The sequence below is a fragment of the Ottowia sp. VDI28 genome (assembly GCF_049532675.1).
Lineage (GTDB): Bacteria > Pseudomonadota > Gammaproteobacteria > Burkholderiales > Burkholderiaceae_C > Ottowia.
The window spans coordinates 5,986,743-6,007,039 of sequence record NZ_CP149820.1 but is presented as its reverse complement, the minus strand read 5'-3'; the positions used below and the strand labels follow the sequence as shown (position 1 = coordinate 6,007,039).

Below are 20,297 nucleotides of genomic sequence, written 5' to 3'. Positions count from 1 at the left end.
ATTAGTTTCAGTTCGGCTTTCCGGCCGTTTTCTCTGTTTTTCCCATGTCTCTGACCCGTCCTGACATTGAGCGCATCGCCCATTTGGCGCGGCTCGAGTTGAGCGATGAGCAAAGTGAGCGCATGCTCACGAAGCTCAACGACTTCTTTTCCATTGTCGAGGCCATGCGCGCTGTGGACACCACGGGCGTGGAGCCGCTGCCGCATCCTATCGCTGCCATCCAGGATGTGCAGCTGCGATTGCGCGACGACGTGGTGAGCGAGCCCGATCAGCGTGAAGCCAACCAGCGCAGCGCCCCTGCGGTGGAAGACGGCCTGTTCCTCGTGCCGAAGGTGATCGAATGACCGCCGCGCTTGATTTGCATGATCTGACCGTGGCCCAGTTGGCTGCCCGCCTGCGCGCACGCGAGGTTTCCGCTATGGAGGCGGCGCAGCATTTCCTGCGCCGCGCCGCGGAGCATGAAAGCCTGGGTGCGTATCTGGCCCGGGATGAAGCCGTCACCCTGGCGCAGGCCCAGGCGGCCGATGCCCGGCTGGCCCAAGGCAATGCCCCGCTGCTGGCTGGCGTGCCGATCGCCCACAAGGACGTCTTCGTCACCAAGGATTTCCCCACCACTGCGGGCTCGAAGATGCTGCAGGGCTACCAATCGCCCTTTGACAGCACCGTGGTCGCCAACCTGGCCAGCCAGGGCATGGTTTGCCTGGGCAAGCTCAACTGCGATGAATTCGCAATGGGCTCTGCCAACGAGAACTCGGCCTATCACCCGGTGAAGAATCCCTGGGACATCACGCGCGTGCCCGGCGGCTCCTCGGGGGCAGCGCTGCGGCCGTTGCAGCCAGGCTGGCGCCCGCCGCCACTGGCACCGATACCGGCGGCTCCATCCGCCAGCCCGGCAGCTTCTGCGGCGTCACCGGCATCAAACCCACCTACGGGCGCGCCTCGCGTTTCGGCATGATCGCCTTCGCCTCCAGCCTCGATCAGGCCGGCCCCATGGCCCGCACGGCCGAAGATTGCGCGCTGCTGCTCTCCAGCATCTGCGGCCCCGATCCGGATCACGATTCGACGTCGCTCGATGTGCCGGCCGAGGATTTCACGCGCGGCTTGAACGAAAGCATCGAAGGCCTGCGCATCGGCCTGCCGAAAGAGTTCTTTGGCGCGGGTCTGTCCGCCGACGTGCGCGCGGCCGTGGAAGGCGCGCTGAAGGAGTACGAGAAGCTGGGCGCCCGGGTGGTCGAGATTTCGCTGCCGCGCACCGAGCTCGCGATTCCTGTCTACTACGTCATCGCCCCGGCAGAAGCCAGCTCCAACCTGTCCCGCTTCGACGGCGTGAAGTTCGGCCATCGCGCCAAGAACTACACCGATCTGGAAGACATGTACAAGAAGACCCGCGCCGAAGGCTTCGGCGAAGAGGTCAAGCGCCGCATCATGACCGGCACCTACGTGCTGAGCCATGGCTACTACGATGCCTACTACCTGCAAGCGCAGAAGATCCGCCGCATGATCGCGGGCGATTTCCAGCAGGCCTTCCAGCAGTGCGACGTAATCGCTGGCCCGGTGGCTCCTACCGTAGCCTGGCACCTGGGCGCGCACGGCGCCGATCCGCTGGCTGACTACCTGGCCGATATCTTCACGTTGCCCGCGTCGCTGGCTGGCCTGCCTGGCATGAGCGTGCCGGCTGGTTTTGGCGAGGGCGACATGCCCGTCGGCATGCAGTTGATCGGCAACTACATGCAGGAAGGGCGTTTGCTCAACGTGGCGCACCGCTTGCAGCAAGCCACCGATTTCCATCTTCGCCGTCCGGAGAGTTTCTGATGACCACAAGCTCTCCCAAGTTGATTCAAGGCTACGAAGTCGTCATCGGCTTCGAAACACACACCCAACTGCAAACCAAGAGCAAGATCTTCAGCCGCGCCTCGACCGCGTTCGGGGCCGAGCCCAACACGCAGGCCAGCCCGGTCGATCTGGCGCTGCCCGGCACGCTGCCGGTGATGAACCGCGAAGCCGTTCAGTGCGCCATCAAGCTGGGGCTGGCGTTGGGCTCGCACATCGCTCCCCGCAGCATCTTTGCGCGCAAGAACTACTTCTATCCTGACCTGCCCAAGGGCTACCAGATCAGCCAGTTCGAGATCCCGGTGGTGCAGGGCGGAGAGGTCTCTTTCTTCCTGGGCGACGAGAAAAAACCGTGCGCCTGGTGCGCGCGCACCTCGAAGAAGACGCCGGCAAATCGCTGCACGAAGATTACGACGGCATGAGCGGCATCGATCTGAACCGTGCGGGCACCCCGCTGCTCGAAATCGTGACCGAGCCGGATATCCGCAGCAGCGAAGAGGCGGTGGCTTACGCCAAGGAACTGCACAAAATCGTCACCTGGATCGGCATCTGCGACGGCAACATGCAGGAAGGTTCGTTCCGCTGCGATGCCAACGTGTCGGTCCGCAAGCCGGGCGAGCCCCTGGGCACGCGGCGCGAGATCAAGAACCTGAACAGCTTCAAGTTCATGCAGCAGGCCATCGATTTCGAGATCCGCTGGCAGATCGAGCAGATCGAAGACGGCCACAAGATCCAGCAGGCCACCGTGCTGTTCGATCCCGACAGCGGCGAAACCCGTGCCATGCGCACCAAGGAAGACTCGGCCGACTACCGCTATTTCCCTGACCCGGACCTGCCGCCGCTATGTGTTTCAGAGCAATGGGTCGAGGAAACGCGCGCTCAGATGCCTGAACTGCCGCGCAAGATGGTTGAGCGCTTCGTGGCGGACTATGGCCTGCCGGAATACGACGCCGTCACACTCACGCAATCAACCGCCATGGCGGCTTATTTTGAGCAGGCGGCCAAAGCCAGCGGCCAAGCCAAGCTGGCGAGCAACTGGATCATGGGTGAGGTGTCGCGCCGATTGAATACCGGCGAGATCGGCATCGAGGCCGCGCCGGTATCGGCCGCGCAACTGGCCGCGCTCATTCAGCGCATCCAGGACGGCACCATCAGCAATGCCGCCGCGCGCCAGGTGTTCGATGCGTTGTGGTCGGGCGAAGGCTCCGAGGTCGATGCGCTGATCGCGGCCAAGGGCCTCAAGCAGATGAATGATACCGGCGCCCTGGAGAAGATCCTCGACGAGGTGATCGCCGCCAACCCGGACAACGTGGCTCAGTTCAAGGCCGGCAAGGACAAGGCCTTCAACGCGCTGGTCGGCCAGGCCATGAAAGCCAGCAAAGGCAAGGCCAACCCGGCGCAGGTGAATGCGCTGCTCCGGCAAAAGCTGGAAAGCTGAGCGGGCGACCGCAGGGGCGGGTTTCAAACCCGCCCAGCCTCCGCAGCACGGTATTTCCCGAGGCCGCTCCCACAAAAATCAAGATACGGTAAGAACCCAGCCTATTTGGCCATCCGGAGGTTCGGCTGCCCACCCCACAGCTGCTGCAGACGGGCCAGCTCTTCGTCAAAACGGGCGTTGATGCGTCCTCGCTCCGCGGTCTGTTCGGCAATGGCTTGCTGCTGTTGCTGCACGCTGTGCGCGTTGCTTTCCAGGCGGCGGCGCAATTGGGCCGGTGCGCGCGACGGGTCCTTGCGGTAGAACTCCATTTCGTCATCGAGCGCCTTGCGTTCATGCGCCAGTTCGGTGATGCGCAGGCCTGCCGCATCGATCACGCTTTGCGTAGGGGCCAGGGCGTCGCGCCGGCTGGCATCATGTGTCACCTTGTCCGGGTAGCGGCTGAGCAGTGCCCGATCCCTCCGCATGTTTTCCTGCGCGCGCTGCCGGGTCAGCACAGCCTCCCGTTCGCGAGCTTCACGCGCTTCGCGCTCGTTGACGCTCATGGTCGGGCCGATCGTCCGGCGGGTGACGCCACTGCGGGAAAGCTGCCGCTGCTCGCGGTCACTGCAATCCGCGATGGGGCGGTCCGCGCTCAGGCGCTTGCCCTGGGCATCAACGCAACTATAGATGCCGGGCCCGGAAGCACCCTGGTTCGGAGGCGTCGGTTGGGCCAGTACCGCGCAGCAAAGCGCCATCAAGCCCATCGCAGCCGTGATCAGACGGGATGGACGCGATGTGGCAAATAGTAGTAGCGATTTTGTGAAGTTCACCCTTGCTCAACGCCATATCGGGCCCGATAGGCCGACACAGCTTGCCAATGCGGCAAAAAATTGTCACTAGAACGTAGATGTAGCAATAAGTGCGCCAACTGTGCGATGGCACAAACTTGTAACCCCAAGGTTTCTCGGACGTACTGCACCGCGCTCCAGGCCACATCCTTGCCATTTTCGGTGGCTTGCTCCTGCCGGTCGAGCGCAATGGCCACCGCATGCGGGATGGCGCCAGCGGCGCGGATGAGCGCGATCGACTCGCGTACCGCCGTGCCGGCTGACATCACGTCGTCGACGATCAGCACCCGGCCCTTCAGGGGCGCGCCCACCAGTATGCCGCCTTCGCCATGGTCCTTGGCTTCCTTGCGGTTGTAGGCAAAGGGTTTGTTGTGGCCTAACCGGGCCAGTTCCACGGCTACACAGGCGCCCAAGGGAATACCCTTGTAGGCCGGGCCGAAGATGACGTCGAATTCAATACCGGAGGCCAGCAGCGCGCGTGCATAGAATTGAGCCAGCCGGCTCATCTTGGCGCCGTCGTCAAACAGGCCGGCATTGAAAAAGTAGGGCGACAGGCGGCCCGCCTTGGTCTTGAACTCGCCAAAGCGCAGCACGCCGGCCTCGATGGCAAACTGCACGAATTCTTGCGCCAGCGTATCGCGTTCGGCGTTCGCGGACACTGTTTCGTCCGATTTCATGGAGAACTTCCTTTGTTCAAGATCACCAGCCTCAATCTCAACGGGATCCGTTCGGCCGCTACCAAGGGCGTGGAGGCATGGCTGGAAAAGCACCGTCCGGATTGTATTTGCGTACAGGAAATCAAGGCACAGCAGCCTGACCTGGCCGGCCGCTTCGAAGTGCTGGCCGGTATGAACGGGCACTTCCATCTTGCCACGAGCAAGAAAGGCTATTCCGGTGTGGGCATTTATACCCGCCATGAGCCGAGCGAAGTCATCGCTGGCTACGGTTCACCCGAATTCGATCCCGAGGGGCGCTACCTGGAGGCGCGCTTCGACACGCCCAAGCGCAAGTTTTCGGTGGTGAGCTGTTATTTCCCCAGTGGATCTTCCGGCCCCGAGCGGCAAGAAGCCAAGTTTCGGTTCCTGGCGGAATTTTTCCCCTATCTGCATCAACTCAAGGCCCAGCGCGAATTCGTGCTGTGCGGCGATGTGAACATCGCCCACAAGGAAATCGACCTGAAGAACTGGAAAAGCAACCAGAAAAACTCCGGCTTCCTGCCCGAGGAGCGCGCCTGGATGACTCGCGTGATCGACGAGCTTGCGCTGGTGGATGTCTACCGTCACCTGAAGCCCGAGACCACCGGCGATGCCTATACATGGTGGAGCAATCGCGGCCAGGCCTACGCCAAGAACGTAGGTTGGCGCCTGGACTACCACCTGGCCACGCCCGCCATTGCCCAATTGGCACGCTACGAGTCGATCTATAAAGACGAGAAATTTTCTGACCACGCGCCCATCAGCATTGATTACGACATGAAGTTGTAGCCAACATCATTGATGTTATATTTGAGAATAGTTCTCATTTATAGCTAAACCATTGATGGCCGCGGCACCGCTACCCGCGGTCCGAACTTCCTGTGAGCGCGCCGGCCTACGCTTTTACTCCCTCAGTGGAGACCCTCTACTGCGATCACCATGGGTGGTTGCAGGGCTGGCTGCATCGGCGCTTGGGCAATGCCTCCGATGCAGCGGATCTCGCTCACGACACCTTCGTCCGCCTTCTCATCAAACCCGCCAGCCGCGGTTTCAACAGCTTCGGAGAAGCCCGCGCTTACCTCCGCACAGCCGCCAACGGCTTGTGCGTTGATCTCTGGCGCCGCCGCGAGATCGAAACCGCATGGTTGCAGACCCTCGCGGCCATGCCGGAATCAGCCGCACCATCGCCGGAACATCAGGCCATCGTGATCGAGGCCCTGCTGGAGATCAGCCGCCTGCTTGAAAAACTCTCGGAGAAGGCGGCGGCGGCTTTCATCATGTCTCAGGTGGAAGGCATGCTCTACCGGGACATCGCGGCTCAATTGAGCGTTTCTGAACGCATGGTCAAGAAATACATCGCCCAGGGAATGTTGCAATGCGCGCTGATCGAGGCCGGACTCAACAGCTGACGCCCGCCCTTCCTGCAAGCGTTGGCGAGCACCGCAAAACGGGGAGCAAGCTGAGTGCCGAGAATCTCCATCAGGCGGCCCAGTGGTATGCGACCTTGCGCGATGAAAACGCAACGGATGCGGACAGGCTAGCTTGGCAAGGCTGGCTGTCGCAGGCTCCAGAGCACGAGGCGGCTTGGGCGCATATCGAGGCAGTCAGCCGCAAGTTCGATCCGGTTCGCGGCGCCGGGCCGCGTGGCGCGGCCGCCGCGGCGGTGGGGGCTGCCCGTCATGCTGTCGTCAAACGCCGTCAGGTGTTCAACACCTTGGCTGGCGTGCTGGCCAGCGGTGCCTTGTGGATGGGCTGGCGGCACTCACCAGGCCCTGAATGGATCATGGCGGCACGCGCGAACCACCATACGGGCACCGGCGAGCGCCGCGATCTCGTCCTGGCCGACGGCACGCGCGTCTGGCTGAATACGCGCACCGCGCTCAATGCAGGCTATGACGCCAACCAGCGCCATCTGACCCTTCTCCAGGGCGAAATCCTGGTTCAAACCGGCTCCGACAGCTTGCAGCGCCCGCTTTATGTAGACGTAAGCCACGGCCGGCTGCAACCCTTGGGTACCCGCTTCTCGGTGCGCCTGATGGAGTCTGTTACCCGGCTCGACGTGTTCGAAGGCGCTGTGAAGATCCGCACCAGCGAAGGCAAGGTTCAACGTGTACCGGCTGGCCAGGCTGCGGTTTTTGATGCTGAATTCATCTCGGCATCCATGCCCGCCGACCGGGTGCGCGAGGCCTGGAGCCGAGGCAGTCTGCCGGCGGACAACTTGCCCTTGGGCGAGCTGCTGGAGGAACTGGGCCGTTACCGCCACGGGTACATCAGCGTGGCGCCGGAAGTGGCGGATCTCAAGGTCATGGGCGTGTACCCCGCCGACGACCCCGACCGAACGCTCTCCATGCTGGAGCAGTCCCTGCCCATCCGGGTGCGCCGCACCCTGCCTTGGTGGGTTGTCGTCGAGGCACGTTAAGAGAAAAGCGGCACTTTCGCGCTTCTGAATTGAGAGGATCTGTTTCTCCAGGAGTGGCTTTAAAGCGCACTGCAAGAGCCTTTCCCCGTCATTCCCGCGCAGGCGGGAATCCAGTGCCATCTTTTCACCACCCCTGGATTCCCGCCTGCGCGGGAATGACGAGAGTAGAGGCAAGGCGCCTGAGGCCGCTCCTGCAAAAAAATTGACGCAGCGCGTTCCTTTTTTGATCTCATTCAATTCAGAAGTGGCTTTAAGCGTATTCCAAGAGCCTTTTCCCGTCATTCCCGCGCAGGCGGGAATCCAGTGCTACCTTTTCACCGCCGCCTGGATTTCCGCTTGCGCGGGAATGACGAGAGCAGAGGCAAGGCGCCTGAAGCCGCTCTTGCAAAAAATTGACGCAGCGAGTTCCCCTTTTTCGATCTCATCCGATTCAGAAGATAAGAGACGGCAATCAGATTGGGCTTGTGCGCTTGATGGCCGTCTCGATGCCTTGTGAATTCTCGAGAGGATCATTCATGCCCCGCCCAGCCATCGCCTGTTCATCCAGGCCCGGTTTCCGTCTTGCCGCACTCACGATCCGCTTGGCGGCTGCAGGCACCATACTCGCCGCTGCCGGTTGGTCGCCGAGCGCGCAAGCGCAAGCCGGGGCAGAGCAAGTGCGGCGCTTTGACATTCCCGCGGGGACTCTGACGGCGGCGCTGAACCGCTTTGCAGAGGAGGCCGGCATATTTCTGTCAGCGCCAGCCGCCATGACACAGGGCAAGGGCAGCGCGGGGTTGTCTGGCAATTTTTCCATCGAGCAGGGCTTCATGGCGCTTTTGCGCGGCCAAGGGCTGCAGGCCGTCCGCCGGTCCGATGGAAGCTATGCGCTGCGCGCGGCACCTGTTGCCGTGCCGGCGTCCACGGCCGATACCACACCGGGGCCCACGTTGGCGACAGTGACGGTGACTGCCAGCGCACAGAGCGACGGGTCCGCTTTCAGCCCCCAGGCACGCCGCACCTCCACCGCCACCAAGACAGACACCCCCAACGTGGAGGTTCCGCAAGCCATCAGCGTGGTCACGCGCGATCAGATAGACGAACAGGGCGCCGCGCCTGCCTTGCAGGACGCTTTGCGCTACACGCCCGGGCTGATCGGCACGCGCGGTGTGAACCTGACCGATGATTCCTTCAACGTTCGCGGCTTTGCGGCAGGCTTGGCCACATCATCGAATACGCCGGTATTCCGGGACGGCTTGCGCCAAGCCCCCGCCATGTACGCCTCGACCGTCGAGCCCTACGGCATCGAGCGCATCGACGTGCTCCGCGGCCCGGGTTCCGTGCTGTTCGGCCAAGTCACCCCAGGAGGTCTGATCAACGTGGTGTCCAAGCGGCCTGGCAGTGAAGTTCAACGGGAAATCAACGTGCAGTTGGGCAGCCACAACCACAAGCAGATCGGGTTGGATCTGGGCGGCAAAATCGATGAAAGCGGGGAGTGGACCTACCGGCTGACCGCCATGGGCCGGGATGCCGATACACAGACGGACTACATTCCCAATGACCGCCAGTACGTGGCGCCAGCCCTCACCTGGCGACCATCCGCGAACACGTCGCTCACATTGCTGGGCTCGTACCAGAAAACCAAGACCGCCTATAACTGGGGCTTGCCGGTGAGCGGCACGGTACTGCCCAACCCCAATGGACCACTGGGCCGCGGCACCTTCACGGGCGAGCCTGGATTCGATCGCTATGAAACCCGGACCTGGTCGCTGGGCTACCTGTTCGAGCATCGCTTCAACGATACCTGGAGCCTGCGGCAGAACGCGCGCCACTACGAGTCAGACATGATCTGGGATTCTGCCTATGGGGCAGGCATGCAGGCCGACCAGCGCCGGCTGAACCGGTTCGCCTTCATTAGGGCTGACGACTACAAGTCCTTCAACATCGATACCCAGGTCGAAGCCAAGTGGCGTCATGGCGTGTTCGAGCACACCACGCTGGCTGGCATCGACTACGCCGATGTCCCTTGGATTCGCAACGAACGCCGGGGCACCGCAGCCCCCCTTGACCTGTTCGATCCGGTCTACGGATTGCCCATCGTGCCCAATGCGCAGCCCAGCCGCATCCTTCACACGGATACTTCCCAACTCGGCCTGTACCTTCAGGAGCAGGTGAAGATCAACCAGCGATGGGTGCTGATGGCGGGCCTGCGGCACGACCGCGCGCGCAGCAAGGTCAACGGCACCTTGACCAACGGCTCGGCCACGAGCCCTGTCACGTCCGTGTCCCTGCGCAACAATGATTCGGCCACGACCGGCCGCATCGGCGCGGTCTATCTGATGGACAACGGATGGGCGCCGTACCTGAGCGCTGCCACCTCCTACGAACCCGAGGCGGGCGCGCTGGATTACAACAATAACCCCTTCAAGCCCACGCGGGGGCGGCAGTACGAGGCGGGCATCAAGTACGAATCTCCCGATAGCCCGGTATCGATGATGGCTGCTGTCTTCGATCTGCGCCGGACCAACATGCTGACCGCTGATCCCGATCACGCCGGCTACTCGGTGCAGGCCGGCGAAATCAAGTCCCGGGGGATCGAGCTGGAGGCCAAGGCTCGCCTCAACCGCTCCATTGAGCTGATGGGCGCCTACAGCTATACCCGCACCGAGATCACCCGCAGCAATAATGGTGACCAAGGTACCGCGCCGCCGGGCGTGCCGAGGCACAACCTGTCCCTGTGGGCAAGCTACCGGCTGCCCCAGAACCTGCTGCCCGGCGTGAAGATGGGGGTGGGGGTGCGCCGCATCGTGGGCACCAGTGGCTATGTGCTGGGCAGTACGCCCACGCCCGCCCAACTGCCGGCCTACACCGTGTTCGACGCCATGCTCAGCTACGACCGGGGGCCATGGAGCATTGCACTGAACATCAGCAATCTGTTCGATAAGACCTACGTGCAGTCCTGCTACTACGGCACCACGAGTTGCTTCTATGGGGACGGCCGCAACGCCATTGTTCGGGCTACCTATCGCTGGTAAGCGTGCGCCGCATCGGACGCGCGCACCTCGTCGCGCTGCACCGCTACGCCGGCCTGTTGATGGCCGCCTTTCTGGCGGTTGCCGCCATTACAGGCAGCGCGCTGGCTTTCCGGGACGACCTCGACGCCTGGCTGGCACCTGAACTTTTCATCGCGGCTTCTCCGGCCAGCGCTCCCGTTCTCGATGCGTTCGAGCTGCGCGAGCGCGTGCAGCGGCAAGTGGCCCCCCAGGGCCGTGTCGATACTGTGGTGTTGGGCTTGCACGCGGGCCGCACCGCACGCTTTCCGGTAGCCTCGAATCCCGATGGCCAAACCGGCAAGTTCCATGTGCTGGACTACGACGAGGTTTTCGTCGACCCGCACACCGGCCAGATTCAAGGAAGGCGCGCCCGCGAAGCAATCGCCTTTTCGGCGCAGCAGATCGTGCCTCTGCTCTACAAGGTGCACCATAGCCTGGCCTTGCCCGGGTTGTGGGGAACGGTGCTGCTGGGCGTCATCTCCCTCATCTGGACCCTGGACTGCTTCATAGGGGCGTACCTCACCTTTCCGAAAGGCAGGCCCTTCATGCCCAAGTGGAAAACCTCCTGGCTCCTCAAATGGCGTGCGGGAGCCTACCGCGCCACGCTGGATCTGCACCGCGCTGGCGGCCTTTGGCTATGGGCGGTGCTGTTGCTGTTTGCCTGGTCGAGTGTCATGTTCAATTTGCGTGAGCCGGTGTTCCGGCCAGTCATGGGCGTTGTCCTGCCTTTTGACGATTCCTGGCGCACCGTGCCTTGGCGCGCCAAGCCTGTGGTGTCCCCTCAGTTGGATTGGCGTGCCGCCCGAGAAGCCGCGCGGCACGCCATGCATGGCATGGCCATGGAAGTGGGCTTTACCGTGGATTGGGAAGAGCGGCTTCAACTGGACCGGCGCCGAGGCGTATACGCCTACATGGTGCATTCCACGGCAGACCTGCGCCGCGAAGTCGGCAATACGGCCCTGCTGATTGATGCCGACACCGGAGCGCCGTTGGGGCGCTGGCTGCCCACGGGCGGTCCGGCCGGCAATACGGTGAGCAACTGGTTGGGGGCACTGCATATGGCCCAGGTGTTTGGCCGGCCCTACCAGGTGTTCGTCTGCGTGCTGGGCATCGCGGTGCTGGGTCTCGTTGTGACAGGGCTCATGATATGGATAAAGAAACGGCGCGCTCGGTTGATGGCGCGCTGATATAACGGCTGCATTCGATCAATCAGAACGGAATGCAAGCTGCATGAGGCCGAATCAATCGTGAGCACCCCCGGTACACCGCAACGCGGTGTCGCGGCAGTGGAGACCGCGGCGTTCATCCTGGAAGCCCTGCGCGCTTCGCGTGAAGCGCTGGGTCTGGCTGCGCTTGCGCAAGTCACCGGCCTGCCGAAACCGCAACTCCATCACTACCTGGTGAGCCTGTGCAGGTCGGGGCTGGTCCGGCGCTCCGAGGGGCCGGTTCGCTACGCCTTGGGCGACCTTGCCATTCGCCTGGGCCTTACCGCGGTCGACCGGCTTGAAGTACAGCACTTCAGCGCGCCGTTTCTCGCCAAGCTCAGCGAAGAGACCGGTTACTCCTCATTCTTCTGCATCTGGCAGCCGACCGGGGCGGTGATTGTGCGGTGGCAGCAAGGCCTCAGCCCGTTGACCGTCTTCGCGCGGCTTGGCACCAAGATGTCGCTGCTGCACTCGGTCACGGGCATCGTCTTCTCCGGATGGCTCCCGCCTCCGCAGACAGCGGCGGTGATGGCGTCGGAACTCCGCGCCGCCGCGCCGCGCGCGCGGCGCGGCCTTGAGGACACCTTGCGCCAGCGGATCGGGGACGCCAGGAAATGCGGCGTTGCGGTGGGCTCGGGAATCATGCTGCCGGATGTCGCGGCGATCTCCGCGCCCGTGCTGGGCGCCGGCGGCACCCTCGCGGGCGCCCTGACATTGCTGGGGCTGGTGCAGGGATTCGACTGGCAACCAGACGGGGAAAGCGCCGCCGCCATGCGCCGCGTTGCTGCCGAGTTCTCAGCAAAACTGGGCTACGAAGGGTTGGAGGACTTGGATCAATAATTTACGATAGGTAAACGCTGCTCGCCCCGCCGCATCCTTTCTCGTTAGATTGAAGTGCCTGTCACGGTGCCGCCAAGAGGCACCGGACCAGCCCTTCCACGATAGCTTTCTAGGAGACAAAGATGCGAAAGACCCGCTTGCTCGGGGTGTTCCTGGCCGCCGCGCTGACATCGGCCGCAGCGCATGCACAGGTCAAGATCGGCGTGACGGTTTCTGAAACAGGTCCGGCCGCCTCGCTGGGCATCGTTGAGAAGAACGTGTTCGATCTGCTGCCATCCAGCATCAATGGCATGCCCGTGCAGGTCATTGTGCTGGACGACGGATCAGATTCGACCAGGGCTGTGCAGAATGCCCGCAAACTCACGCATGAAGATCGTGTCGACGTATTGATCGGCTCTACCACCACGCCCGGCTCCTTGGCCATCACCGAGGTGGCGGCGGAAAGTGAGACGCCCATGCTCTCCATGGGGGCAGGTGCAGCCATCGTCGATCCTGTCGACAAGGTCAGGCGCTGGGTCTTCAAGCCGGTGCACAACGACTCGATGATGGTGGAAGCCATCGTGGAGCATATGGCCAAGGCAGGCGCCAAATCCGTGGGCTTTCTCGGCTTCGCGGATGCAACGGGCGAGGGATACCTCAAGGTGCTGCGCCCGCTGGCTGAAAAGGCGAACATCAAGATCGTTGGCGTGGAACGCTTCGAGCGCAGCGACAATTCCGTGACCGCGCAAGCGCTCAAGCTGATGGCAGCCAAGCCCGACGCCATTCTGATCGCGGCCTTCGGCACACCGGCGGCTCTGCCGCAGGTGACGCTGGCTGAACGTGGCTACAAGGGGCGCATCTACCAGACCCACGGCGTGGCCAACAATGATTTTCTGCGCGTCGCGGGTAAGAGCGCTGAGGGCACCTACCTGCCGGTTGGGCCCCTGCTCATCAGTGACCAGCTTCCCGCGTCACATCCCGCCCGCGCGAAGTCGGTCGATATCGTGTCGCGCTACGAGAAAAAATTCGGCGCCGGCACCCGCAATACGTTCATCTCGAATGCCTACGACGCCTACTTGCTGGCGGCCCATGCCATTCCGGTAGCGGCGGCAAAGGCCAAGCCCGGCACGAAAGAGTTCAGGGCTGCGTTGAGAGATGCGCTGGAGCAGACCAAGGAGTTCGAAGGCACCCAAGGGGTCTACAACATGACGCCCACCGACCACGTGGGCCTGGACCGCCGCTCGCGGACGATCGTGCGCGTTGAAGGCGGCACATGGAAGCTCATGGACAAACAGTAGGAGAACCGAGGTTCCATCAATGTTGAATATGTTCGTTGAGAATTGCTGGTATGTGGCGGCCTGGTCCCATGAAGTGGGCGACAAGCCTTTCAGCCGTACCATCCTCGGGGAGCCCATCTGTTTCTTCCGGGATACCGCGGGCGAAGCGGTGGCCTTGCTGGATCGTTGTCCCCACCGGGCGGCTCCGCTGTCGATGGGGCGGATCGAGAACGGCCAACTGCGCTGCATGTACCACGGCGTGAAGTTCGGCGCCGACGGCCGCTGTGTGGAAATCCCGGGCCAGGACCGTATCCCGCCCAGCATGTGCGCGCGCAGCTATCGGGTGGTGGAGCGCAACCGCTGGATCTGGATCTGGATGGGCGCGCCTGAAAGCGCCGATGCCAGCGCCATTCCGGATACCTGGTCGCTTGACAGCACCGAGTGGGCCTACAAACCGGGCTACTACCACTATGACGCGCCTCATCTGCTGATCTGCGACAACCTGCTGGATTTCTCGCACATCGGGTACGTGCATCCGACCACCTTGGGCGGCACCGAGAACATCGCCAAGAGCAAGCCCGTCGTCAAGCCGCAGGCCGATGGTGTCCGCGTCGAGCGCTGGTTGCTGGACGAGGTGCCTGCGCCTTTCCACGCCCGCGTGGCCAGCTTCGCGGGCCGGGTCGACCGCTGGCACTTCTACGATTTCAAGGTGCCAGGAATACTCATCATGCACTCCGGTGTGCAGGCCACGGGCACCGGCGCGCCCGAAGGCCGGTACCAGGACGCCCTGGAGTTTCGCAGCTGCCAGGCCGTCACGCCGGAAACCACTGGAAGCTCGCACTATTTCTACGCGGTGCCTCGCAACTTCGCGATCGCCGACGAGGAGATCACGAGCAAGATTTTCGATGACATCGTGGCCGCGTTCGAGGAGGATCGGGTCATGATCGAAGCCCAGGCACGGCGGCTGGGCGAAGGCAAGCCCGTGACGATGGTGGCCATCGGAGCGGATGTCGGGCTGACCCAGTTCCGCCGGCTGCTGTCGGCCCGCCTGCAGGCTGAGAAGGAGTCCTGAATGAGCAGCTTCATCGAGAACGCCTGGTATGTGGCCATGTGGGCGGAGGCCCTCGAACCAGGCAAAGTGGTGCAGCGCGAGATCGCGGGGCACGACATCGCCATCTACAGAATGCCGGACGGCATCCCCGCCGCCCTGGACGACCGCTGCCCCCACCGTTCCGCGCCTTTGCACATGGGGCGGGTGTGTCCCAACGGCAACCTGCAATGCGGCTACCACGGCCTGCAGTTCGATGCGACCGGTGCCTGTGCGGTGAACCCCCACGGCAAGGGCGTGATCCCGGTAGCCCTGCGGGTTCGTTCCTATCCCGTGATCGAGCGCCACAGCCTGATCTGGGTATGGACTGGCGATCAGCCGGCAGACCCTGCGTTGATCCCGGACTTGTCCGTCATTGACCGCGCGGCCCCCAAGGATGTGACCTATCGCGATGTTCTGAAGATGGAGGCCAACTACCAGTTGGTCATCGACAACCTGCTCGACCTCTCGCATGTGGCGTTTCTCCACGGCGGCGTGCTGGGCAACGACAGCACGGTGGCGGCGGATATAGCCGTGACACAGGAAGGCGACTCGGTCACGGTATCGCGCTGGATGCCCAACGTAAAACCTCCCGGCCTGTTCGACATGCTGTTCCGCCGCGACGGGAGTCTGGTGGATCACTGGTCCGCGATCACCTGGATGGCCCCCTCCTGCCTGCTCAACAACGCCGGGGTCACGGCGGTCGGAGCGCCACGAAGCGAAGGGACCGGCATTTTCGGGCTGCATCTTCTGACGCCCGTGAACGAGCGCAAGACGGTGTACCACTTCGCCGCGGTTCGCCAGAACCCGCTGCCGTTTCCTGACGATGTGCACGCGAAGATCATGGAAGACCTCAAGGTGCTCCGCCGAAAGGCCTTCGTGACGGAAGACGAGCCGATGATCGAGGCGCAGCAACGTGTGATCGACAAAGTGGGCGAACAAACCGCTCGCCCTGTGCTTTTGTCGGTGGATGGCGGCCCCGTCCGATACCGCCGTGTGCTCGACGAGATCCGCACCAGGCAGGTTGCGCAGCAACCCGGATAGCTCCATGAACCAGGTCATCGAGAGTCTGCGCGTTCGAGTCGCGCGGAAGGATCAGACCGCACTCGGCATCACCTCTTTCGAGCTTGTCAGCGCAGACGGCGTGCCGTTACCGGCCTTCGAAGCCGGCTCGCATGTCGACGTGGCGGTTCCGGGCGGCCTCACGCGCCAGTATTCGCTGTGCAACGATCCGAGCGAATCGCATCGCTATCAGATCGCGGTCCTCAACGTGCCGGACGGTCGAGGCGGCTCCCGGGCCATGCACGAGGCGGTCCACTTGGGCGACGTGCTGGTGATCAGCAAGCCCAGAAACCATTTTCCGCTGGCGAACGCGCGCGGGCACAGCCTGCTGCTGGCGGGCGGTATCGGCATCACGCCGCTGCTGTGCATGGCCGAGCGTCTGGCGCAAATGGACCGCCCCTTCACGCTCCACTACTTCGCGCGCTCGGCGGAGCGAGCTGCCTTCATCGGCCGGATCCGCGCCTCCCGCTTTTCCGCGCATGCTCACTTTCATTTCGATGAAGCGCCTGCGGCCCCACCTAACCTCCAGGCGTTGCTGGTGCCGGCAGGTGCCGATGCTCACTTGTATACCTGCGGCCCCAAAGGTTTCATGGATGCCGTGCTGGCCTGCGCCAGGAGCGGCGGCTGGGCCGATGACCAGCTCCACCAGGAATACTTCAGCGCCGAACCCGTCACGATGGAAGGCGATGGCGCATTCGAAGTGCAACTGGCTAGCTCCGGCCGGGTGGTCCCCATAGCAGCCGATCAAACTGTCATCGCGGCCCTGGCCGCGCAAGGCGTGCACATCGAAACATCGTGCGAGCAAGGGGTGTGCGGCACCTGCCTTACTCGCGTGCTGGGCGGCGAACCTGATCACCGCGACGTCTACCTGACGGCCGCCGAGCAGGCGTCCAACGACCAGTTTCTTCCGTGCTGCTCGCGAGCGAAGTCAGGCAGGCTGGTGCTGGATCTTTAGTGCAAACACGCCCTGGCGTAACCTCCGTTCAGGAGGCTCGGGATGCTTGCGAAGCAGTGTCTCGCAGGTCGCGTTTGAGCACCTTGCCAATAGGGCTGCGCGGCAATTCAGGAACCAACTGCAAGGCCACCAAGCGCTGCGTCTTGCCAAGCCGCTCATTCGTCCAGGCTAAAAGTTGATCTTCCGACAACGCAGCCCCTGGGCGAAGGACTGCGAAAGCCATGGGAGATTCTCCCCATTGCGCCGAGGGCACGCCCACCACGGCGGCCTCCAGCACGGCGGGGTGCTGTTGTAAAACCCCTTCCAGATCGCTCGGATAGACATTGAACCCGCCGGAGATCACGACGTCCTTCTTCCGGTCGAGGAGGCTCAGGAAGCCGTCTGAGTCGAAGCGGCCGATGTCGCCGGTGCGAATGTAGCGTTTGCCTTCGGGATTGAACCACTCGACTTCCCGTGTTTTCTCGGGCTGTCCGTGGTAGCCGATCATCATGCCGGCAGAATGGCCGACCACCTCGCCGACCTCGCCCGTGGCAACTTCACGGCCTTCCTCATCAATGAGGCGAATGTCGCTGCCTTTCGCGGGCTGGCCCACGGTATGCAGCTTGCCGGGATGAAGATGGGCCTCCAGGAGGCAGGTGCCGCCCCCTTCGGTCATACCGTAGGTCTCGATCAGCCCGCCAGGCCAGCGCCGCAGCACCTCGGCCTTGAGCGCGGCGGAAAAGGGCGCGCTGGTACAGAATTTGGAGACGAAGCGGGACAAATCGTGCCGATCGAAAGCCTCGCTCGCCATCAACCGCTGGTATTGCACAGGCACCAGCATCGTGTGAGTTGCCCCATGCTGCTCACATAGTGCCAGGTAAACGTCGACGCTGAACTTGGGCATGAGCACCACGCAGCCGCCAAAGGCCAGCGTAGGAAAAAGCACACCAGCGTGGTGTTGGAGTAAAGCGGAGTGGCCAGAACAGTGACGCCTTGCGCGCTGTAGCCGTAGGGCCGCCCGCGCTGTACATGAGCCCAGCGCATGCCGTGGGACTGCACGATTCCCTTGGGCACGCCGGTCGTGCCCGAGGAGTAGATGATGTTAAAAGGCGAGCCAGGCTGCAGATCGGCAAACTCGGGCGCTTGGTTGCCGTCGCGGGCGAGCCAGGCGTCAAGCGAGAGCCTGCCGGTGGAGCCATTGAGCCCAATACGCGTGGGAGCGTCGGTGCCTGGCACAGGCATTCTGGCCGCGGTATCTTCATCCAGGAAAAAGAGGCGGGCTTGAGCATCGGCCAGCATGCGGGTAAGCGCCTCTGGCGTGGATCCCGGTGCGAGCGGGGCCACTACGACGCCTGCCCGTAGCGCGCCAAGAAACACGGCCGCATAGTCCACCGACGCCGGGGCACACACCGCAATGCTGTCGCCGGCCCGCAAGCCATTGGCCTGCAGCGCGGCCGCGATGCGGTCCATGCGCTCATCAAGTGCCCGGTAATCGAGGCTGGAAGAGGGGTCGCTGCCATCCACAAGCGCCTTGTGCGTGGGATTTTGGCGCGCATGCTGCCGGATAAGATCAGGGATGCTTGCAAAGCTGGCATCCATGGAGATGCTTGACGGTATTTCCGGTGACTGAGGCAGGGCCATTGGTGATGTGATGGGCTGGAAGCTGGATCAACTCGTTCGTACTTCAATTCAGAGTGACGTTGGCTTTGCGAACGATATCACCCCACTTGGCGGTTTCCGACACGATGTAATTATGAAACTCCTCGGGATTCATGGGCGAGGAGTCAGCCCCTTCGCGTGCAAATTGCGTTCGTAGGTCCCTGTTGCCCAGCGCATCGGCCACTGCGGCATTGACCCGGTCGACGATAGGCTGAGGCGTATCGCGCGGCGCTATCAAACCGAACCACGCCACCATCTCGAAGCCGGGCAACCCGGATTCCGCCACCGTGGGCACCTGGGGAAGCAATGGCGAGCGCGCAGCGCCGGTGACGGCAATGGGTTTGAGGCTGCCATTGCGCACCAGCGGGAGTGACGAAGGCAGATTGTCCACGACAGCCTTGATATGGCCTGCCATGACGTCGTTCAGCGCTCCCGCTATCCCTTTATAAGGCACATGGCGCCAGTCCGCGCCTGTGGCCAGCTTGATACTCTCCGCCGTGATGTGGCCTGAAGAGCCGGCGCTGCCTGAGCCGTAGGTCACAAGCCCTGGATTCTTCTTTGAATACTCGATGAGTTCCTTGAGATTGCTGACCGGAACCGCGGGGTTCACGGAGATGATGTTGGGCACCTTTGCCAGCAGTGCGACGGCCTTGAAGTCCTTGGTGAAACTGAAACTCATCTCCTTGTAGAGCGCGGGCCGGATAGCGATGGAAGAAGTAGGCACGTAGAACGTGTAGCCATCGGGAGCGGAACGCATCACATACTCGGCGCCGATGTTGCCGCTGGCTCCTGGGCGATTCTCGACCAGGGCAGGCTGGCCTATGCGTTCACTCAAGGCTTTCGCGATGGAACGCGCGATGGCATCGTTTGTACCGCCGGGCTGCACTCCCACCACGAAGCGTACCGGCCTGCTGGGCCAGGCTTCATCCGCGAGGGCGGGCGCCCCGTGGATGAGAAGAACCAAGGCAATGCAACTGGAAAAGCGGACACGGATGGCTGAGAACCAGGTTGGCATGAGGTGTCTCCTGAAGCAATTGAGGGTCTGAAGCCTAGAGGTCGAGCACGAGGCGGCTGCCCAGGCAGCCAGAGCAGCAGATCATCATGGTCTGGTTGCTGCTGCGCTCCGAATCGGAAAGCACAGAGTCGCGATGATCCGGCGCACCTTCCAGTACGCGTGTTTCACAGGTCCCGCAAACTCCCTGCTCGCAAGAGCGGGGCGCATCGATGCCTTGCGCCAGTAGCGCATCGAGAATGGTCAAGCCTGCGGGAACGGTGATGGAACGTCCGCTGCGCGCGAGATGCACGATGAAGTCACCGCCGCGCGCGGCTTCCTCGCGCGGCGTGAAGAACTCCACGTGGCATTGCTGCGGCGGCAATCCAAGGGCTGCCGTGGCTGATTCAAAAGCGTCCATCATGCTTTTGGGGCCACAGCAGTAGAAGTGCGTGCCGTCGGGTGCTGCGGCCAATTCGCTGCGGAAATCAATATGCCGCGAAGAAGCCTGCCCCCTTGAGAACACGAACTGCACGCGATCGCCAAGCGCTGCCAGCTCCTTGGCGAACACGATGTCGGTGTGGTGGCGCACACCGTAGATGAGCTTCCAAGAAGCCCGTAGCCGCTCCAGCCGCTGCACCATGCTCCAGAGCGGTGTGATGCCGATACCACCCGCGAACAACAGGCTGTGAGAGGCGCCTTCGTTCAATGAGAAATTGTTTTGCGGCGGAAGGATGTCGAAGTGCATGCCCACGCGCGCATGCTCATGCAGCCAGCGTGAACCGCCGCGGCTGCCAGCCGCGTGCTTGACGGCCACCACATAGCGCGGCTCGGGCTCGTCGGGGTTGAGAACCGAGTAGGCACGCAGGTTGCCGTCGGGCAGATAGATTTGAACATGGGCGCCCGCCGGCGCTGGCGGCGGATCGGCATGGGGCGCCCGGAATTCAAAGATACTGCACTGTTCGCAGGCATACTGGATGCGCTCCAGCCGCATCGACAGGGCGGTGTTCATCGTCAGGCGC

15 protein-coding genes and 3 pseudogenes are annotated in these 20,297 nt (G+C 62.9%); 13 read left to right on the top strand and 5 right to left on the bottom strand.

Going from position 1 to position 20,297, the window contains the following annotated elements; all coding sequences use genetic code 11:
- Window positions 1–44 precede the first annotated feature (44 nt).
- The 3 genes and pseudogenes from gatC (at window position 45) to gatB (ending at window position 3,268) form a co-directional block, all read left to right on the top strand.
- On the top strand, window positions 45–344 hold the full coding sequence (gatC, locus tag WJU18_RS28495; protein WP_423457548.1) for an Asp-tRNA(Asn)/Glu-tRNA(Gln) amidotransferase subunit GatC: 300 nt from the start codon (window positions 45–47) through the stop codon (window positions 342–344).
- Window positions 341–1,812, top strand: a pseudogene (gatA, locus tag WJU18_RS28490) (Asp-tRNA(Asn)/Glu-tRNA(Gln) amidotransferase subunit GatA). Before gatC ends, gatA begins: the two are co-directional and overlap by 4 nt.
- A pseudogene (gatB, locus tag WJU18_RS28485) lies at window positions 1,812–3,268 on the top strand (Asp-tRNA(Asn)/Glu-tRNA(Gln) amidotransferase subunit GatB). Before gatA ends, gatB begins: the two co-directional pseudogenes overlap by 1 nt.
- 101 nt (window positions 3,269–3,369) lie before the next feature.
- Here the strand turns inward: gatB and WJU18_RS28480 are convergent.
- Window positions 3,370–4,077, bottom strand: coding sequence for a DUF4124 domain-containing protein (locus WJU18_RS28480; RefSeq protein WP_423457547.1), 708 nt, complete (start codon window positions 4,075–4,077; stop codon window positions 3,370–3,372).
- Window positions 4,074–4,772, bottom strand: coding sequence for an orotate phosphoribosyltransferase (gene pyrE, locus WJU18_RS28475; RefSeq protein WP_423457545.1), 699 nt, complete (start codon window positions 4,770–4,772; stop codon window positions 4,074–4,076). The genes WJU18_RS28480 and pyrE overlap by 4 nt, the downstream gene beginning before the upstream one ends.
- A gap of 12 nt (window positions 4,773–4,784) precedes the next feature.
- On the opposite strand from pyrE, the gene WJU18_RS28470 reads away from it, so the two are divergent.
- The 10 genes from WJU18_RS28470 to WJU18_RS28425 all read left to right on the top strand — a co-directional run bounded on the left by WJU18_RS28470 (window position 4,785) and on the right by WJU18_RS28425 (window position 16,646).
- Window positions 4,785–5,579 (top strand): exodeoxyribonuclease III, encoded by a 795-nt coding sequence (locus WJU18_RS28470; RefSeq protein ID WP_423457543.1) that lies wholly within the window; start codon window positions 4,785–4,787, stop codon window positions 5,577–5,579.
- 92 nt (window positions 5,580–5,671) lie between these two features.
- Window positions 5,672–6,199: a sigma-70 family RNA polymerase sigma factor gene (locus WJU18_RS28465; RefSeq protein ID WP_423457541.1), complete on the top strand. Its 528-nt coding sequence runs from the start codon at window positions 5,672–5,674 to the stop codon at window positions 6,197–6,199.
- Entirely contained in the window at window positions 6,166–7,209 is a 1,044-nt protein-coding gene (locus WJU18_RS28460; RefSeq protein WP_423457539.1) for a FecR domain-containing protein, read from the top strand. The genes WJU18_RS28465 and WJU18_RS28460 overlap by 34 nt, the downstream gene beginning before the upstream one ends.
- Window positions 7,210–7,724: 515 nt before the next feature.
- Window positions 7,725–10,223, top strand: coding sequence for a TonB-dependent siderophore receptor (locus WJU18_RS28455; protein WP_423457537.1), 2,499 nt, complete (start codon window positions 7,725–7,727; stop codon window positions 10,221–10,223).
- A gap of 2 nt (window positions 10,224–10,225) precedes the next feature.
- Window positions 10,226–11,428, top strand: a complete 1,203-nt coding sequence (locus WJU18_RS28450; RefSeq protein WP_423457535.1) for a PepSY-associated TM helix domain-containing protein — start codon at window positions 10,226–10,228, stop codon at window positions 11,426–11,428.
- Window positions 11,429–11,488: 60 nt separating this feature from the next.
- A complete protein-coding gene (locus WJU18_RS28445) occupies window positions 11,489–12,286 on the top strand; it encodes an IclR family transcriptional regulator (protein WP_423457533.1) in 798 nt (265 codons plus the stop codon).
- A 122-nt stretch (window positions 12,287–12,408) separates the two neighbouring features.
- Window positions 12,409–13,563 carry an ABC transporter substrate-binding protein gene (locus WJU18_RS28440; RefSeq protein ID WP_423457531.1) on the top strand — a complete coding sequence of 385 codons (1,155 nt, stop codon included), beginning with the start codon at window positions 12,409–12,411 and terminating at the stop codon, window positions 13,561–13,563.
- A gap of 28 nt (window positions 13,564–13,591) precedes the next feature.
- Window positions 13,592–14,614: a Rieske 2Fe-2S domain-containing protein gene (locus tag WJU18_RS28435; RefSeq protein ID WP_423457529.1), complete on the top strand. Its 1,023-nt coding sequence runs from the start codon at window positions 13,592–13,594 to the stop codon at window positions 14,612–14,614.
- The gene (locus WJU18_RS28430) at window positions 14,615–15,673 is read left to right on the top strand and encodes a Rieske 2Fe-2S domain-containing protein (protein WP_423457528.1); all 1,059 of its coding nucleotides are present in this window, start codon (window positions 14,615–14,617) and stop codon (window positions 15,671–15,673) included.
- Window positions 15,674–15,677: 4 nt separating this feature from the next.
- The gene (locus WJU18_RS28425; RefSeq protein ID WP_423457526.1) at window positions 15,678–16,646 is read left to right on the top strand and encodes a PDR/VanB family oxidoreductase; all 969 of its coding nucleotides are present in this window, start codon (window positions 15,678–15,680) and stop codon (window positions 16,644–16,646) included.
- A 28-nt stretch (window positions 16,647–16,674) separates the two neighbouring features.
- On the opposite strand, the pseudogene WJU18_RS28420 reads toward WJU18_RS28425, so the two are convergent.
- From WJU18_RS28420 to WJU18_RS28410, 3 genes and pseudogenes are all read right to left on the bottom strand, one after another.
- Window positions 16,675–18,224, bottom strand: a pseudogene (locus tag WJU18_RS28420) (class I adenylate-forming enzyme family protein).
- An 85-nt stretch (window positions 18,225–18,309) separates the two neighbouring features.
- Complete coding sequence (locus WJU18_RS28415; RefSeq protein WP_423457524.1) at window positions 18,310–19,299, bottom strand: Bug family tripartite tricarboxylate transporter substrate binding protein; 990 nt, start codon at window positions 19,297–19,299, stop codon at window positions 18,310–18,312.
- 34 nt (window positions 19,300–19,333) lie between these two features.
- Window positions 19,334–20,287 carry a PDR/VanB family oxidoreductase gene (locus tag WJU18_RS28410; RefSeq protein WP_423457523.1) on the bottom strand — a complete coding sequence of 318 codons (954 nt, stop codon included), beginning with the start codon at window positions 20,285–20,287 and terminating at the stop codon, window positions 19,334–19,336.
- Window positions 20,288–20,297: the final 10 nt, after the last annotated feature.